Source organism: Pseudonocardia abyssalis, assembly GCF_019263705.2.
Taxonomy (GTDB): domain Bacteria; phylum Actinomycetota; class Actinomycetes; order Mycobacteriales; family Pseudonocardiaceae; genus Pseudonocardia; species Pseudonocardia abyssalis.
In genome coordinates, this window is record NZ_JADQDK010000001.1 from 2099619 (window position 1) to 2115876 (window position 16258).

Annotated in this window: 14 protein-coding genes; 1 reads left to right on the forward strand and 13 read right to left on the reverse strand. The window is 72.4% G+C overall.

All coding sequences use genetic code 11. The annotated features are described in order from the left end of the window. Positions 1–46: 46 nt before the first annotated feature. The 7 genes from I4I81_RS10045 to I4I81_RS10075 all read right to left on the reverse strand — a co-directional run bounded on the left by I4I81_RS10045 (position 47) and on the right by I4I81_RS10075 (position 8030). Positions 47–1051 (reverse strand): DUF4142 domain-containing protein, encoded by a 1005-nt coding sequence (locus I4I81_RS10045; RefSeq protein WP_218615998.1) that lies wholly within the window; start codon positions 1049–1051, stop codon positions 47–49. A gap of 25 nt (positions 1052–1076) precedes the next feature. Continuing rightward, positions 1077–2408: a ferredoxin reductase family protein gene (locus I4I81_RS10050; RefSeq protein ID WP_218604888.1), complete on the reverse strand. Its 1332-nt coding sequence runs from the start codon at positions 2406–2408 to the stop codon at positions 1077–1079. Positions 2409–2696: 288 nt separating this feature from the next. Next, positions 2697–3986 carry an MFS transporter gene (locus I4I81_RS10055; protein WP_218604887.1) on the reverse strand — a complete coding sequence of 430 codons (1290 nt, stop codon included), beginning with the start codon at positions 3984–3986 and terminating at the stop codon, positions 2697–2699. 59 nt (positions 3987–4045) lie between these two features. After that, positions 4046–4756, reverse strand: a complete 711-nt coding sequence (locus tag I4I81_RS10060) for a dienelactone hydrolase family protein (RefSeq protein ID WP_226363860.1) — start codon at positions 4754–4756, stop codon at positions 4046–4048. A 9-nt stretch (positions 4757–4765) separates the two neighbouring features. Then, the gene (locus I4I81_RS10065; RefSeq protein ID WP_218604886.1) at positions 4766–5413 is read right to left on the reverse strand and encodes a TetR/AcrR family transcriptional regulator; all 648 of its coding nucleotides are present in this window, start codon (positions 5411–5413) and stop codon (positions 4766–4768) included. Between the two features lie 128 nt (positions 5414–5541). After that, positions 5542–7074, reverse strand: a complete 1533-nt coding sequence (locus I4I81_RS10070) for an MFS transporter (RefSeq protein WP_218604885.1) — start codon at positions 7072–7074, stop codon at positions 5542–5544. Between the two features lie 29 nt (positions 7075–7103). Continuing rightward, a complete protein-coding gene (locus tag I4I81_RS10075; protein WP_218604884.1) occupies positions 7104–8030 on the reverse strand; it encodes an AraC family transcriptional regulator in 927 nt (308 codons plus the stop codon). A gap of 81 nt (positions 8031–8111) precedes the next feature. Between I4I81_RS10075 and I4I81_RS10080 the strand changes: the two genes are divergently transcribed. Next, positions 8112–8534 (forward strand): pyridoxamine 5'-phosphate oxidase family protein, encoded by a 423-nt coding sequence (locus I4I81_RS10080; RefSeq protein ID WP_218615999.1) that lies wholly within the window; start codon positions 8112–8114, stop codon positions 8532–8534. Here I4I81_RS10080 and I4I81_RS10085 read toward each other — a convergent pair. From I4I81_RS10085 to I4I81_RS10110, 6 genes are all read right to left on the reverse strand, one after another. Then, a complete protein-coding gene (locus I4I81_RS10085) occupies positions 8527–8754 on the reverse strand; it encodes a VOC family protein (RefSeq protein ID WP_218602682.1) in 228 nt (75 codons plus the stop codon). The genes I4I81_RS10080 and I4I81_RS10085 overlap by 8 nt on opposite strands. A gap of 11 nt (positions 8755–8765) precedes the next feature. Continuing rightward, positions 8766–10700, reverse strand: a complete 1935-nt coding sequence (locus I4I81_RS10090; protein WP_218602693.1) for an ABC transporter ATP-binding protein — start codon at positions 10698–10700, stop codon at positions 8766–8768. A gap of 53 nt (positions 10701–10753) precedes the next feature. After that, positions 10754–12487: an ABC transporter ATP-binding protein gene (locus I4I81_RS10095; protein WP_218602683.1), complete on the reverse strand. Its 1734-nt coding sequence runs from the start codon at positions 12485–12487 to the stop codon at positions 10754–10756. Continuing rightward, the gene (locus tag I4I81_RS10100; RefSeq protein ID WP_218602684.1) at positions 12481–13104 is read right to left on the reverse strand and encodes a TetR/AcrR family transcriptional regulator; all 624 of its coding nucleotides are present in this window, start codon (positions 13102–13104) and stop codon (positions 12481–12483) included. Before I4I81_RS10100 ends, I4I81_RS10095 begins: the two co-directional genes overlap by 7 nt. Before the next feature lie 139 nt (positions 13105–13243). After that, a complete protein-coding gene (gene ilvD, locus I4I81_RS10105; protein ID WP_218602685.1) occupies positions 13244–14917 on the reverse strand; it encodes a dihydroxy-acid dehydratase in 1674 nt (557 codons plus the stop codon). Further along, positions 14914–16248 carry an MFS transporter gene (locus tag I4I81_RS10110; RefSeq protein WP_218602686.1) on the reverse strand — a complete coding sequence of 445 codons (1335 nt, stop codon included), beginning with the start codon at positions 16246–16248 and terminating at the stop codon, positions 14914–14916. The genes ilvD and I4I81_RS10110 overlap by 4 nt, the downstream gene beginning before the upstream one ends. Positions 16249–16258: the final 10 nt, after the last annotated feature.

Consider the following 16258-nt stretch of genomic DNA (forward strand, 5'->3'; position numbering starts at 1 on the left):
CGCCGGGGAGCGGGGAGCGTCGGCGCGGGTGGGTCGGGAGTGCGGGTCAGCGCTTCACGGAGTGCCGCGGACCGGTCTGTGAGACGGCGTTCGGGGACACCGCGTTCGGGGACACGCGCGAGTGCGAGCCGGTGTCGGAGACCCGGGGGTGCGGGCCAGTGTCGGAGACCCGGGGGTGCGGGCCGGTCTGCGACACGCGGGGATCGGGGATGCGGGGGTGCGACCCGGTGATGTGGGACTCGGGGTAGCGGGAGTGCGGCGGCGGGGCCGGCGCGGCGATGGCCGCGATCGCGCGGGCCGTCGCGTCCGGGGCGGGGCCCCGGACGGGCAGGCCCACCGGACCGGGCCGGCGGCGCATCGCGGAGAACAGGGCGATCGCGGCGAGCACCGCGGCCAGGACGACGAGCGCGGGGACGATCAGGTCCGCCGGGCCGCGGCCCGAGCCGAGCAGGCCGGGCGAGGGGGCCTCGGGCAGCGCCGAGTAGTCGACGAGCCCGGTGCTCTCCAGGTAGCCGATGTGCCGGGTCACGTACTCGTCGGCCTGCGCGGCGAACTGACGGACCAGCTCGTTGCGGGTGCTGACCCGGACCGCCGCGATGACCGGGAGCACGGTGCCGTGCGCGGCGCGCAGGCGCTGCACGAACACGCGGTCGTAGTCGGTGCCGGTGAGCGCGGACATCTCGTTCATCCAGGTCAACTGCTCGGCCGTGGGGCGGCTCGGCACCAGCACGCCGAGCTGGTCGGCGGTCTCCATGACGAGCTGGTCGAGCTCCACGTGCTCGTGGTGGATGTTGGTGCCGACGGTCTGCACCTCCGCACGGCTGGCCTGCTGCTCGGCCTGCTGGCCGGTGGGGGCCTCCCAGAGACCGGCGAGGCGGACCTTGACGAGCAGGTCGCGGTCGGCGGGGCCGAGCGGGCCCCACGCGGTCTGGGTGTAACCGGCGGTGCCGGGGGTGCCGGACGCCCAGGACTGGGCGATCGAGGCGCTGACGGCGAGCAGCACCGCGACGATCACGGCCGTGCGCAGGGCGCGGGGAACACGGCGGAGCATGGTGGGGGAGCCTTTCAGGGACGGGTCAGACCATGTCGAACTGCTCGGTGCGGACATGGTCCGGGGGAACACCGAGGAGTCCGAGTGCGTGGAACGCGGTCGCGACGAGGGTCGGGGAACCGCAGACGAACCAGTCGAGCGAGCGCGGGTCGGGGATGCCCGCGAGAGCGGTGGTCAGGGGGGTGGTCGCGTTGCGGTGGGGGCCGCGCAGCACCTCGCTGACGTCGAGGTAGAGGTGGTCGGCGAGCAGTGCGAGCTCGTCGCGGAACAGCACGTCCTCGCGGCCGGCGACGACCAGCACGAGATGGAACCGGCGGGCGTCGCCGCGGTCGGCCGCGGTGCGCAGCATGCTCATCATCGGCGTCACGCCGACGCCGCCGGCGATCATCACGACGCCGGTCGCCGAGCGGGAGTCGTCGACGGTGAAGGCGCCGTGCGGGCCGTCGACCCAGACCTGCTGGCCGGGCCGCAGGTCCGCGACCGCCGCGGTGAACGACCCGGCGTGCCGGATCGTGAACTCCACCGAGTACGGGTCGTGCGCCGAGGACGCGATCGTGAAGGGGTGCTCCTCGGCGCGCGTCGAGCGGGCCAGCCGCAGCCACGCGAACTGGCCGGGCGCGAAGGTCCAGTCGTGCTCGTCGCCCGCCCCGTGGCGGGCGCGGCGCCGGTCGAGCACCAGGGTGCTGACGGTCGGCGCCTCGGAGCGGACCTCGCGCACGACGAACTCCGAGGACGGGTCGAACACCGCGCGCAGCAGCCAGCGGTGCAGCAGCACCGCCAGCAGGGCCACGCAGATCAGGGCGAGCACCGCGCTCATCACGGAGTCCGTGACGAGCTGCTGGAGGTACCAGACGTGCAGCGCGGAGCCGACGACCGCGACCCCGGCGAGCCCGACGTGGGTCCAGCGCCACAACTCGTAGGGCAGGTGCCGGGTGCGGCTGCGGGTGACGGCCAGCGCCACGGCGAGCGCGACCGCGGCGGTGGCGACGGTGGCGGCGACCGACGCCGACGTGGCCCGCGCAGGCGTCAGCAGCGTGACGTTGAGCGGGTCGGCGGCGACGACGCAGGCCAGGTGCAGCAGCACCAGACCCGCGGCCAGGCCGCCGAGCGTGCGGTGGACCTCGAGGATGCCCTCGATGCCGAACGCACGGGTGAGCGAGCGGACGCGCGAGGGCAGCACCGCCGCGGACACGATCGCCGAGAGCGCGAGCAGCCCGGTCGTCGTCGACAGTTGGGTCCACAGTGGAGCCGGCGGGGACGTGAGCAGGCGGATCACCACCGGGGCCACGAGAACCGTGCCCAGCGCCGCGATCCACGCGGCCCGCACGGTGCCCGCGGGGTAGGAGCCGTCTGTCATGGGCCGGACGTTAGAAGGGGGTACCCCGTCGGGGTTGCGAGCCTGAGAGCCCCCCGGGCCGGGCGTCGTCCCGGGTGCGACGAGCGGGGACGGATTGGACTGTTCGGACCACGAGTTGCACCGGTTGCCCCGTAACACCCTCAGGGAAGCTGACGATCCGGGCCGCCCGCGACGGCCCCCGACCGCTCACCGCTCCCCCCGGGCGGCACGCCCGTCGAGCCGACGGGGGCGACTGCTCGGCGTGCGCCCGCCGGAGGCGCGCCGTCACGCTCGGCGACGGACGCCGCCCTACCGCAGAACCTCCCCGCGCGTCTCGCGCATCCGCCACACGGTGACCAAGGAGATCACCGCGCCCACGGCGACGTAGACGAAGAAGAGGTCGGCGTGGCCGGCCTGGCGCAGTGCAGTGATGATCAGCGGGGCGGTGCCGCCGAAGAGGGCGACCGTCAGGTTGTACCAGGCACCGATGCCCAGGCCGCGCAGCTCCGTGGGGAACAGCTCGCTCATCACGGCGGGCGCGATCGAGGTCATGGCGGTGTAGAGGACCAGCCCGACGCAGAACACGACGAGCAGGTTGCCCAGGCCGGGGCCGATCAGCGTGGAGAGTGGGACGATCAGCACCGCGGTCGCCGCCGACCACACGAGCAGCTGCGGGCGGCGCCCGACCCGGTCGGCCAGCGCGCCCATCGGGTACTGCAGCAGCACGAACAGCGCCGTCGCGATGGACAACGCGACGAACACCTCCCCCGCGGCCGCACCCTCCTGCACCGCGTACGGCGTGAGGGCGGAGAAGAAGGTGTAGTAGCAGAGCGTGGAGAGCAGGGTGAAGCCGACGAGCTGGGCGACGGCCCGCGGGTGCTCGCGCAGCGTCGTGCGCAGCGGGTGGCGCAGCGCCTGGGCCTTCTCCTTGTTCTCCTCGAACTGGTCGGTCTCGGGCATCGCGCGGCGCAGCCACAGCCCGATCAGGCCGAGCACTCCCCCGATGACGAACGGGATCCGCCAGCCGTACGCGGCGAGCTGGTCCTCCGTCAGCGTCGTGGTGAGCAGGACGCCGAGCAGCGAGGCCAGCAGCACCGCGGTGCCGGTGGAGATGTAGAAGAACGACGAGTAGCGGCCACGGCGCTCCGGCGGGGCGATCTCCGCGAGGTACGCCGACGCGTTCGACACCTCCCCGCCCAGCGACATCCCCTGCGCGATCCGCGCGAGCAGCAGCAGGACCGGCGCGAGCCAGCCCACGGCGTCGTAGGTGGGCAGGACGCCGATGACGAACGACCCGCCCGCCATCAGCAGGATCGTCACCAGCATCGCGGTGCGCCGCCCACGCAGGTCGGCGAAGCGGCCCAGCAGCAGCCCGCCGAGCGGGCGGAAGAAGAACGCGAGCGCGTAGGTGGCCAGGGTGCCGATCAGCGCGGCGGCCGGGTCGGCGGGCGAGAAGATCTGCGTCGCGAAGTAGACGCTGAACGTCGCGTAGATCGTCCAGTCGTACCACTCGATGGCGTTGCCCACCGACGCCGCGACGAGCGTGCGGACGGGAAGCCTGTGCGGCGCCTCGGTGGGCGCGGCGGAAGGATCGGACACGGCTACCCCCGAGGTCGACGTCCCCGGGAGGGTAGGTGTCCGGGAGCGCCTGCGCCGGATCAGGACTCAGGTCGGCGCAGGTGAGTGGCGAACCAGGCGAGGATCCGGGCCCATGCCTCGTCGGCCGACGGCTGGTGCGGGCCCATGCCCAGCACCTTCATCAGCGATGCGGCCGGACCCTCGACCGTGCTGAGGAAGGAGTGCCCGGCGCCCGGGTACTCGTGCACGTCGTGGACGACGTCGAGCTCGGTGAGCAGGGACTCCAGCCTCCCGGCGGCACCGCGCAGGGTGACGTCGGAACCGCCGTAGCTCGCGACGATCGGGCACGCACCGGCCAGGATCTCCCGCGCGTTCCTCGGCAGCCGACCGTAGTTGGGGGCGGCGGCGTCGAACCCGCGCGAGGCCGTGGCGAGGGCGAACCCGCCCCCGAGACAGAACCCGATGATCCCGACGCGGCCCGTGCAGTCGGCGTGGTCGACCAGCCAGGTGCGGGTGGCCTCGATGTCGCCGAACGCCGCACCCTCCCCCGCGAGCATCGCCGAGAACGTGGCACGCAGGCAACGGACCCCGCCCGCGGCGAGCAGGTTCGGGGCCACGGCGAGGTAGCCGGCCGCGGCGAGCCGGTCGGCCTGCCTGCGGGTGTCGTCGTTGAGGCCGAACGCCTCGTGGATCACGACCACACCGGGCCACGGACCCGCGCCGTCCGGGACCGCGATGTAGGCGTCGAGGGAGCTGACCGTGGTGGCACCGGGGATCGTCGTGGCGGGCACGCGCCGACCCTACTCGCGGGTGATCAGCCCGTTGAGCAGCGTGTCGGCGTAGGCGGAGCCGATCTCGGCGGCCGACACGGAGCTCTCGTTGGGGTCGAACCAGCGGTTGGACCAGGCGACCATCCCGATGACGCCGAACGCCACCACCCAGGGCTGCGTGCCGGTGGCGAGGCTCCCCTCGTCGACTCCGGACTGCACGATCGCCACGACCGCGTTCTCGTAGCGCTTGTTGTGCCGGGCCATCTCCCGCGCCCACGCCGAGCGGTCTCGGGTGCCGGGGTCGAGGTTCTCCTGGATGTAGACGTAGAGGAACGGGTAGGCCTCCGCGTAGCTGACCATGAGGCCGACGATCAGCGCCCGCAGCTTCTCCGGTGCCGACCCCGGACCGGCGAGGATGCGTTCGGCGGCCTCGGCGTTGGCCTCCACCGCACCGCCCACGACGTCCTGGAAGAGCTCTTCCTTGCTGCCGACGTAGTAGTAGAGCGACGCGCGGTCCAACCCCATCGCCTCGGCCACGTCGGCGAGCTTGGTGCCGCGGTAGCCGTTGCGCTTGAACATCTCCGCCGCCGCCGCGATGATCTCCGTCCGGCGCTCCCGGTAGGCGGCCCCGCCCTCGTCCCGGGCCGCCGCCCGCCGCTTGCCGATCCCGCTGGTCATCCCCGCAGTATGGCGGGCCGTCCGGGCGCGCGGCCGCGTCGGTCCCGTCGACGCCGACCCTCGCGCCACGGGATTGCGCCGCACTGCGACCGCCACCAACTCGTCAACACGACAGTCGACGGTGGTCGTCACCTCCGCTCCACCACCGGCTCGGGTGGGGGTCGCCCGCGCCTGCCCCGGGCGAACCCGAGCCCGACCGGGTCGGTGCCCTGCTCGGTCTCACGGATGCCTACGCCGCGATCCCCGAGCCCGAGTGCCAGGCGCTGGAGCTCTACGTCGAGGGCCTCAACGCCGACGGCGGGATCAACGGCCGCCCCGTCGGGATCGTCGTCGCCGACACCGCCAGCCACGCCGACGAGGTCACGTACTCGCTCCGACAACCCGCGGTACTGCCGCGTGCGGAACGCGGCCAGCGTCAGCACGAGTCCGGTGAGGCCGGTCAGGACGAACACCAGCGCCATCCCCCGGTCCGGACCGGTGCCGAACCAGCCGCCGATGAGGTCGACGCCCGCGCCGGTCGTCATGAACGGGATGAAGACGAACTGCGCGACCGGACTGATCAGGAACGCGGTGAGCGGCGACGCGGCCTGCTCGACGCTCTGGGCGAACCCGAACACCCGCCCCTGCCGCTCGAACGGCACCACCTTCTGCAGCACGGTCTGCTCGGACGCCTCGATCGCGGGGATCAGACACAGGTACAGGAACATCCCGATCGCGAACAGCCACACCGTGCGGTGCAGGGTGAACGTGGTCGCGATGATCCACAGCCCGACGTTCCCGAGCAGCAGCGTGCGCAGCGGGTTCGCACCCAGACCCCGCCGGGCGATCACGAGGCCGCCGATGATGAAGCCGGTCGACAGCGCGCCGAACAGCAGCCCCCACGCCTGCACCGACATCAGCGAGAGGCCGTAGGCGTCGAGCAGCGCCATGTAGACGCCGCCGAGGAAGTTGTTGATCGTGCTGAACGCGATGAGCGCGAGCAGCCCCGGGAGGGCGGCGACGACGGCGATGGTGCCCCGCAGGTCGACGCGACCGGAGTCTCCCTCGACGGCCGCCGGCCGGTCACCGGGGATCCGGACCGCGAACAGGTGCACCACCGACATCCCGACGATCACCAGCGCCAGCACGATCGCGTGGAACATGCCGGAAAGCCCGACGAGCAGCCCGCTGATCACCGAGGTGACCAGGAACGACACCCCCGACGTCGTGCCGATCAGCCCGTTGGCCCTGTCGCGACGCTCCGTGGGCACCAGCAGCGTGACGGTGGTCGACAGCGCGATCCCCCGGATGTTGCCGGCGATGACCCCGCTCATCAGCAGCAGCACGAACCCCCACAGCACCGGGCTCGCCGGGTCGGTGAACGCACCGTCGCCCGCCGTGAGGTAGACGGCGAACGCCGCGGCGTAGAGCGCCAGCGAGCTGAGGTTGGAGCCGATCATCACCGTGCGCTTGGGGTGGTGGTCGACGAGGCTGCCGAACCAGATCCCCGACAGCGACGTCATCACCAGGAACAGCCCGGCGATGATCCCGGTCGCGAACACCGACCGCGTCTGCAGGTAGACGTAGAAGGTGATCGCGAACCACACGGTGAAGTGGGTGACCGACACGAACAGCGTGTCGACGAGCAGGTGCCGGAAGACCCGGTCGGATGCGGTGCGCATGCAGGTAGGACGGGCAGGTGTCCGGAAAGTCATCGGTGACCGGTGCCCGCCCGCCGGAACTCCGACGGGCTGACGCCGCGGACCCGTTTGAACGCGGCGCTGAAGCCGAAGGGGTCGGCGTAGCCGACGGCGCGGGCGACCTCGGTGAGGGTCGCCTCCCCCTCGGCCATCAGGTCGGCGGCGAGCGTCATGCGCCAGCGGGTGAGGTAGGTCAGCGGCGGCTCGCCGACCTGCTCGGCGAACCGCTTCGCCAGCGTGGAGCGCGACACCCCGGTCCGGTCGGCCAGGGACGAGACCGTCCACGGCGCCTCCGGTTCGTCGTGGAGCAGGCGCAACGCGCCGCCGACCACCGGGTCGTGCTGGGCGGCCCACCAGGCCGGGGGTTCGCCGCCGGGGCGGTCGAACCACTCGCGCAGCGTGCACACCAGCATCCAGTCCAGCAGGCGGTCGAGTACCACCTGCTGGCCCGGGGTGTCGGCGGCGACCTCGGCGGCGAGGTGGTCGAGCACGGCGTCGCCCGTGCCCCCGGCCCCCACGCGCAGGACGACGGGCAGCGCGTCCAGCAACCGGCGGCCGATCTCGCCGCGCACCGGGTAGGCGCCGGTGATCAGCGTCGCGCCGCCGGACGCCGGATCGGCCCAGCCCCGGCGGTGCCGTGTTCCGCCCTGGTCGGGAGCTGCGCAGTCGGCACCGCACTCGACGGGTGCGGCCCGGGTGCCGGGGTCGTCGACGACGGTGAACCTGCCCGGACCGCGCACGACGACCGTCTCGCGGTCGCCGAGCCGTTCGGGTGCGCCGTGCTCCGGGACGACCCACGCCGCGCCGTCGAGCACCGTGCACAGCGTCAGCGGTGCGCCGTCGACGAAGTGCAGCGCGAAGGGCGGCGCCAGGGCCGTGCTGCCGAACGACGAGCCCTGGGCCCGGATCCCGCGGAACAGGTCCCCGAACGCATCCACGTCCCCGACGTTAGACGATCACACAGGAGATCCGGCTCCTGAACCATGGAATCGTCCGATCACGCGGGATGGAATGGGGCCATGAGCGACAGTCCCCTCACCCCCGAGGACCTCGACCTCCTCCGTCGCCCCCTGCACGGGTTCCTGTCCACGGCGGGCGGGCCGACCCCGCCGCAGCCCCGGCCCGTGTGGTTCGAGACCACCGGTGAGGGCACGATCCAGCTCTTCACCGACCCCGCCTCCCCGAAGGTGCGCCGTCTGCGCCGCGACCCCCGCGCCTCGTTCCTCGTCGCCTCACCGGTGGGCGAGCGCGAGCACTGGGTGTCGGTCACCGGTTCGGTGACGGAGGAGCCGGGCGGCGCCGCCGACCTGGTCGCCCGCCTGTTCGCCCGCTACTGGGGTGAGCGGGCCCGCGACCGGACCGACGAGCTCGCGGGCATGCTCGCCCTCGACTGGGTGCGGCTGGTCCTGCACCCGGAGAAGGTGAGCCGCTTCGTCAACTAGCCGGCTCGGGCAGCAGGACCTCGCCCTCCAGCCCGTCGGGGTCGCGGAAGAACATGCTCAGCGCGCCGCCGAAGTCGTTGACCTGCCCGTCGCTCGCCCCGGCCTCGACGAGCCGCCGTCGGATGGTCTCGAACGCCGCCGGGGTGGCCGCCCCGAGCCCGACGAGGCGGGCCTCGTCCGTCGAGATCCAGGCGATGTGGTGGACGCCGTCGAGCAGCACGGGCTCTCTCCTCACTCGATCGCCGCGGCGGCGGCGAACTGGGCGTTGTAGAGCGCCCAGTAGGCGCCCCGGGCGGCGAGCAGCTGCTCGTGGGTGCCCTGCTCCACGATGTTCCCGGCCTCCATGACCAGGATCAGGTCGGCGTCGCGGATCGTGGAGAGGCGGTGGGCGATGACGAAGCTGGTGCGGTCGGACCGCAGCGCCGCCATCGCCCGCTGCACCAGCACCTCGGTGCGGGTGTCGACGGAGCTGGTGGCCTCGTCGAGGATCAGCAGCGACGGATCGGCCAGGAACGCCCGCGCGATCGTGATGAGCTGCTTCTCCCCCGCGCTGACGTTGGAGCCCTCCTCGTCGATCACGGTGTCGTAGCCGTCGGGCAGCGAGCGCACGAACCGGTCGACGTAGGTGGCCTCCGCGGCCGCCATCAGCTGCTCCGGCGTGGCGTCGGGGTTGCCGTAGGCGATGTTGTCGCGGATCGTGCCGCCGAAGAGCCACGTGTCCTGCAGGACCATCCCGATGCCCGAGCGCAGGTCGGCGCGGGCCATCGCGGCGATGTCGACGCCGTCGAGGGTGATCCGGCCGCCGTCGAGCTCGTAGAACCGCAGGATGAGGTTGACCAGCGTGGTCTTGCCCGCGCCGGTCGGTCCCACGATCGCGACGGTCTGCCCCGGCTCCGCGACGAGCGACAGGTCGTCGATCAGCGGGGTGTCGGCGAGGTACCGGAACGCGACGTTCTCGAACGCCACCCGGCCCCGGCGCTCGGTGCGGACCTGCGGCGACTGCGGGTCGGGCGTCTGCTCCGGCGCGTCGAGCAGCTCGAACACCCGCTCCGCCGACGCCACGCCCGACTGCAGCACGTTCGCCATCGACGCCGCCTGCGTCAGCGGCTGGGTGAACTGCCGCGAGTACTGGATGAACGCCTGCACGTCGCCCAGGCTCAGCGACCCCGACGCCACCCGCAGCCCGCCGATCACGGCGACGGCGACGTAGTTGAGGTTCCCGACGAACATCATCGTCGGCATGATGATCCCGCTGATGAACTGGGCGCGGAAGCTCGCCTGGAACAGGTCGGCGTTGCGGGAGGCGAACTCCTGCTCGCTCTCGGCGCGGCGACCGAACACCCGCACCAGCTCGTGACCGGTGAACGACTCCTCGATCAGCCCGTTGAGCCGCCCGGTGTGCCGCCACTGCGCCACGAACTGCGGCTGCGAGCGCGACGCGATCACCTTCGTCAGCCACAGCGTGACCGGGATCGTGACCAGCGCGATCAGCGTCAGCAGCGGCGAGACGACGAACATCATCGCGACCACGCCGACGATCGTCAGCAGCGAGGTGAGCAGCTGGCTCATCGTCTGCTGCAGGCTGGTCTGGACGTTGTCGATGTCGTTGGTGACGCGGCTGAGCACCTCGCCGCGCTGCTGGGAGTCGAAGTACCGCAGCGGCAGCCGGTTGATCTTGTCCTCGACGTCGCGGCGCAGCGCGAACACCGTGCGCTGCACGATGCCGTTGAGCAGGTAGCCCTGCGCGTAGCCGAACACCGACGCGCCCAGGTACAGCGCGATCACGCCGAGCAGCACCATCGACAGCGCCGTGAAGTCGATCCCGACCCCGGGCACCACGTCCTGCGCCGCGATGAGGTTGGCCACGGCGTCGTCGCCCGATGCGCGGGCGGCCTGCGCCGCCTGCTCCGCGGTGATCCCGGCCGGCAGCTGCCGGCCCACCACCCCGGCGAAGATGACGTCGGTGGCCGCGCCGAGCAGGTACGGGCCGATGACGTTGAGCGCGGTGCTGACCACGCCCAGCACCAGCACCGCGATGACGCCGAGGCGCTCCGGCGACAGCCGGACCGCGAGGCGCCGCAGCGACGGCCAGAAGTTCGACGCCTTCTCCGCGGGCTGGCCCATCCCGCCCCACGGCGGACCGCCGCCGCGCCGCTGGGCCGCCATGCCGCGCGCGGCCTGGACGGTCTCCTGGTCCTGCCGGGGCTTCGCCGGGGCGCTCACGCACCCACCTCCGCACCGAGCTGGGACTCGACGATCTCGACGTAGGTCGGGCACGACTCCAGGAGCTGGTCGTGGCGCCCGATCCCGACCACCGCACCGTCCTCCAGGACGACGATCTGGTCGGCTCCCTGGATGGTCGACACCCGCTGCGCGACGATCACCACCGTCGCCGTGGCGGTGACCGGCCCCAGCGCGGCCCGCAGGCGGGCGTCGGTGGCGAGGTCGAGCGCGGAGAAGGAGTCGTCGAACAGGTAGATCTCGGGCTTGCGCACCAGCGCGCGGGCGATGGCCAGGCGCTGGCGCTGCCCGCCGGAGACGTTGGTGCCGCCCTGGCTGATCGGGGCGTCGAGCCCGCCCTCCATCGCCCGGACGAAGTCGGCGCCCTGCGCGATCTCCAGCGCCGCCCACAGGGCGTCGTCGGAGGCGTCCGGGTCGCCGTAGCGCAGGTTGCTCGCGACCGTGCCGGAGAACAGGAACGGCTTCTGCGGCACCAGCCCGATCCGCTTCCACAGCACCTCGGGATCGAGCTCGCGGACGTCGACGCCGTCGACGCGGACCGCGCCCGCCGTCGCGTCGAACAGGCGCGGCACCATCGAGAGCAGCGTGGTCTTGCCCGCACCCGTGCTGCCGATGATCGCGGTGGTCTGCCCGGGCCGGGCGGTCAGCGAGACGTCGCTCAGCACCGGGGACGCGGCGCCGGGGTAGGTGAAGCCGGCGCGGTCGAACTCCAGCAGGCCGTCGGAGCGGGTCGGGACGGTCGTCCGCTTCGGCGGGGCCACGGAGGACTCGGTGTCGAGCACCTCGCCGATCCGGTCCGCGCACACCGCGGCGCGCGGGATCATGATCGCCATGAAGGTGGCCATCATGACGGCCATCAGGATCTGCAGCAGGTACTGCAGGAACGCCGTCAACGCCCCGATCGACATCTGACCGGCGTCGATCCGCTCGGCGCCGAACCAGAGCACCGCCACGCTGGAGACGTTGAGCAGCAGCATCACGACCGGGAAGATCAGCGCCTGCAGCCGGCCCGCCCGGATCGCCACCTCGGTGACCCCGGTGTTCGCGAGGCCGAAGCGCGCCGACTCCTGCGGCTCGCGCACGAACGCGCGCACCACGCGGATGCCGGTGATCTGCTCGCGCAGCACGCGGTTGACGGCGTCGATCCGCACCTGCATGAGGCGGAACTGCGGCACCATCCGGACGATGATCAGCCCGATCGCGACGACGAGCGCCGGCACGCTGACGGCCACCAGCCAGGACAGGCCGATGTCCTCCTGCAGCGCGAAGAAGATGCCGCCGACGCACATGATCGGGGCGGAGACGAGCATCGTGCACGACAGCAGCACGAGCATCTGCACCTGCTGCACGTCGTTCGTGCTGCGGGTGATCAGCGACGGGGCCCCGAAGCGGTTGACCTCGCGCGCGGAGAACTCCCCGACGCGGTGGAACACCGCGGCCCGGAGGTCGGCGCCGAAGCCCATCGCGGTGCGGGCGCCGAACCAGACGGCCCCGATCGAGCAGGCGACCTGCGCGAGGGTGACCAGCAGCATCCAGCCGCCGGTGCCGAGGATGTAGGCGGTGTCGCCGCGGGCGATGCCCGAGTCGATGATGTCGGCGTTGAGGCTGGGCAGGTACAGCGCGGCGACGGTGCCGACGAGCTGCAGCCCGACCACCATCAGCAGCGGTCTCGAGTAGGGGCGCAGGTGCTCGCGCAGGAGCTTGATCAACATGAGCGTGTCCCGCCGTGGTGGTGGTCGCAGTGGTGGTGGGAGTAGCCGTCGAGCACGACCGTGACGATCTGCTCGGCGGTGAGCGGCGCCCCGTCGCAGATGCGGGGGTGGGTGCCGGAGAACACGAGCAGCCGCAGCACGTGCGCCAGCTCCCCGGGCGGCACACGGAGCGCGTCGGCGTCGGGGCCGACCAGGTCGGCGATGGCCACGCGGAACGCGTCGTTCATGGTGCTGGGCGCGGGGTGGTCGCACTCCTCCTCGTCGGGCGGACGGTGCATGCCGAGTGCGTCGAGGAGCCCGAAGACCCCGGTGAGGCGGCTCTGCAGTATCTCCACCCCGGCGACGAGCCGCGCGCGGAGCGGCAGCGAGCCGTCGACGTCGGCGAGCTCGCGCAGGGTCGACGCCGGGTCGAGCGCGGCCGCGGTGACCGCGCGCATCAGGGCCTCCTTGTGCGGGAAGACGCTGAAGATCGTGCCCTCGGCGACGCCCGCGGCCAGGGCGATCTGCCGGGTGCTGACGGCGGCGCCGTGCCGGAGCACCAGCGGCAGGGTCGCCTCGACCAGCGCACGTCGTCGCGCCTCGGGGGCGAGGCGGCGGGCGCGCGCAGGACGGGTCACGGCCGGGACCGTATCTGAGCGCGCGCTCAGTAAACAACAGGTTATGCCGTGGGCGGACGCACCGCACCGTCGTCGCCGCGACCGCACCGCCGTTGCGGCACCGGTGCGGTCCACGCGACGGCGGTGCGGTGCAGGTGCGCTACGAGCAGACCGCGCCCTGCGCCGCGGACCCCACGAGCTTCGAGTACTTCCCCAGCACCCCGCGCCGCAGCTCGGGCGTCGGGGTGGGCGGGGACCATCCGTCGCGGCGCCGCTCCAGCTCCGCGTCGTCGACGAGCAGGTCCAGGGTGCGCGAGGCCATGTCCAGCACGATCCGGTCGCCGTCGCGGACGAACGCGATCGGCCCACCGTCGACGGCCTCGGGCGCGACGTGCCCCACGCACAGGCCCGTCGTGGCCCCGGAGAACCGGCCGTCGGTCAGCAGCAGCACGTCCTTGCCCAGGCCGGCGCCCTTGATCGCGCCGGTGACGGCGAGCATCTCGCGCATCCCCGGCCCACCGCGCGGCCCCTCGTACCGGATGACGACGACGTCTCCGGGCGCCAGGTCGGGCACGGCGTCCATCGCGCCCTGCTCCCCGTCGAACACGCGGGCGGTGCCCTCGAAGCGCGAGGAGTCGAACCCCGCGCTCTTGACGACGGCGCCCTCCGGCGCGAGCGAGCCGTGCAGGATCGTGATGCCACCGGTGGGGTGGATCGGGTCGGACAGCGCGCGCAGGATGTCGCCGTCGAGGTCCGGCGGGTCGATCGCGGCGAGGTTCTCCGCCACGGTGGACCCGGTGCAGGTGAGCACGTCGCCGTGCAGCAGCCCGGCGTCGAGCAGGGCCTTCATGACGACGGGTACCCCGCCCACCCGGTCGACGGTGGACATCACGTGCGCCCCGAACGGCTTGACGTCGGCGAGATGCGGGACGCGGTCACCGATGCGGGTGAAGTCGGCCAGCTCCAGCGGGACACCGGCCTCCCAGGCGATCGCCAGCAGGTGCAGCACCGCGTTGGTGGACCCGCCGAACGCCATCACCACGGCGATCGCGTTCTCGAACGCCTCCTTGGTGAGGATCTGCCGTGCGGTGATGCCCTTCTCGATCATCCCGATCACGGCCTCGCCGGACGCACGGGCGATGCCGTCGCGGCGCCGGTCGACCGCGGGCGGGCTCGCCGACCCGGGCAGTGCCATCCCCAGCGCCTCGGCCGCGCTGGCCATCGTGTTCGCGGTGTACATCCCGCCGCAGGCCCCCTCACCGGGGCAGATCGCGCGCTCGATGGCGTCGACCTCCTCGCGGGTGATCAACCCCCGCTGGCACGCGCCGACGGCCTCGAACGCGTCGGCGATCGTCACCTCCCGCTCCCCCACGTACCCGGGCATGATCGACCCGGCGTAGAGGAACACCGCGGCGAGATCGAGGCGCGCGGCGGCCATCAGCATCCCGGGGAGGCTCTTGTCGCAGCCCGCGAGCAGCACGGTGCCGTCGAGGCGCTCGGCCTGCACGACGGTCTCCACGGAGTCGGCGATCACCTCGCGCGACACCAGCGACCAGTGCATCCCGACGTGCCCCATCGAGATCCCGTCGGACACCGAGATCGTGCCGAACTCCATCGGGAAGCCGCCCGCGCGGTGCACGCCCTCCTTGGCCGCGAGGCCCAGGCGCTGCAGCGACAGGTTGCACGGGGTGATCTCGTTCCAGCTCGACGCGATGCCGATCTGCGGCTTGCCGAAGTCCTCGTCGCGCATCCCGACCGCGCGGAGCATGCCGCGGGCGGCGGTGCGCTCCAGGCCGTCGGTGACGTCGCGGGAACGGGGCTTGATGTCGGTCATGCGCGGACTCCTCGGGTGGTGGAGGCCCCAGCTTTCCTGCCCACCACCAGCACCACCACACCGGACAGCACCATGAACCCGGCGACGACGAACATCCCGGCCCGGAAGTCCCCGGTCACGCCCTGCAGCCAGCCCGTCAGGTACGGCCCGACGAACCCCGACAGGTTGCCGAAGGAGTTGATCAGCGCGATACCCGCGGCGGCCCCGACGCCCGTCAGGAACGTCGGCGGGATCTGCCAGATCACCGGGATCGCCGCGAACACCCCCGACGCGCAGACGCACATCGCCGCGATCACCAGGTACGGCGAGTCCATGAACAGCGCGACCGCCACCCCCGCGGCCCCGACGAACGCCGGCGCCGCGACGTGCCACGTCCGCTCCCCCGTGGCGTCGGAGTGCCGCGCGTTGAGCAGCATCACCACCGACGCCACCGCGTACGGCACCGCGGTGATCAGCCCGATCTGCACCAGCGAGAACTCCACCCCGAACTGCTCCTGCAGCTCGGAGACCACCTGCGGCAGGAAGAACGCGAGCACGTAGAGCCCGAACACGACCCCGAAGTAGACGACCGACAGCGCGATCACGCGGCCGTCGCGCAGGGCGTGGCGCATCCCGGTGGTCTCCGGCACCTGCTCGGTGTCCTCGGCCGCGATCGTCGCCTCCAGCGCCTGCGCCTGGTCGGGGGTGAGCCAGCGGGCCCTCGTCGGCCGGTCGGGCAGCAGCACCAGGACGAGCAGCCCGAACAGGATCGCGGGGATGCCCTCGGCGAAGAACATGAACCGCCAGCCCTGCTCGAACCCGAGCACGCCGTCGCCGTTCTCGATGAGCAGCGTCGAGATCGGGGCGCCGAACACCGTCGACAGCGGCACCGCGAGGAAGAACAGGGCGACCACCTTCGCGCGCTGGGCGCGGGGGAACCAGTACGTCAGGTACAGGATGATCCCGGGGAAGAACCCGGCCTCCGCCACCCCGAGCAGGAAGCGCACGGCGTAGAAGCCGAGCTCGTTCGTCACGAACGCGGTGGCCGAGGCGACGATCCCCCAGGTCACCATGATCCGGGCGATCCACAGCCGGGCGCCGACCCGGTGCAGGATCACGTTGCTCGGCACCTCGAAGAAGAAGTAGCCGACGAAGAACAGCCCGGCGCCCAGCCCGTAGGACGCGGCGGAGAGACCGAGGTCGGGGTTCATGCGCAGTGCCGCGAACCCGACGTTGACACGGTCGACGTAGTTGAGCAGGTAGCAGAACCCGAGGAACGGCAGGAGGCGCCACATCGCGCGCCGCACCGCGACCTGCACGGGCTCCGGGGTCACCAGGACGTCATCGGCCATCCGCAGTGCC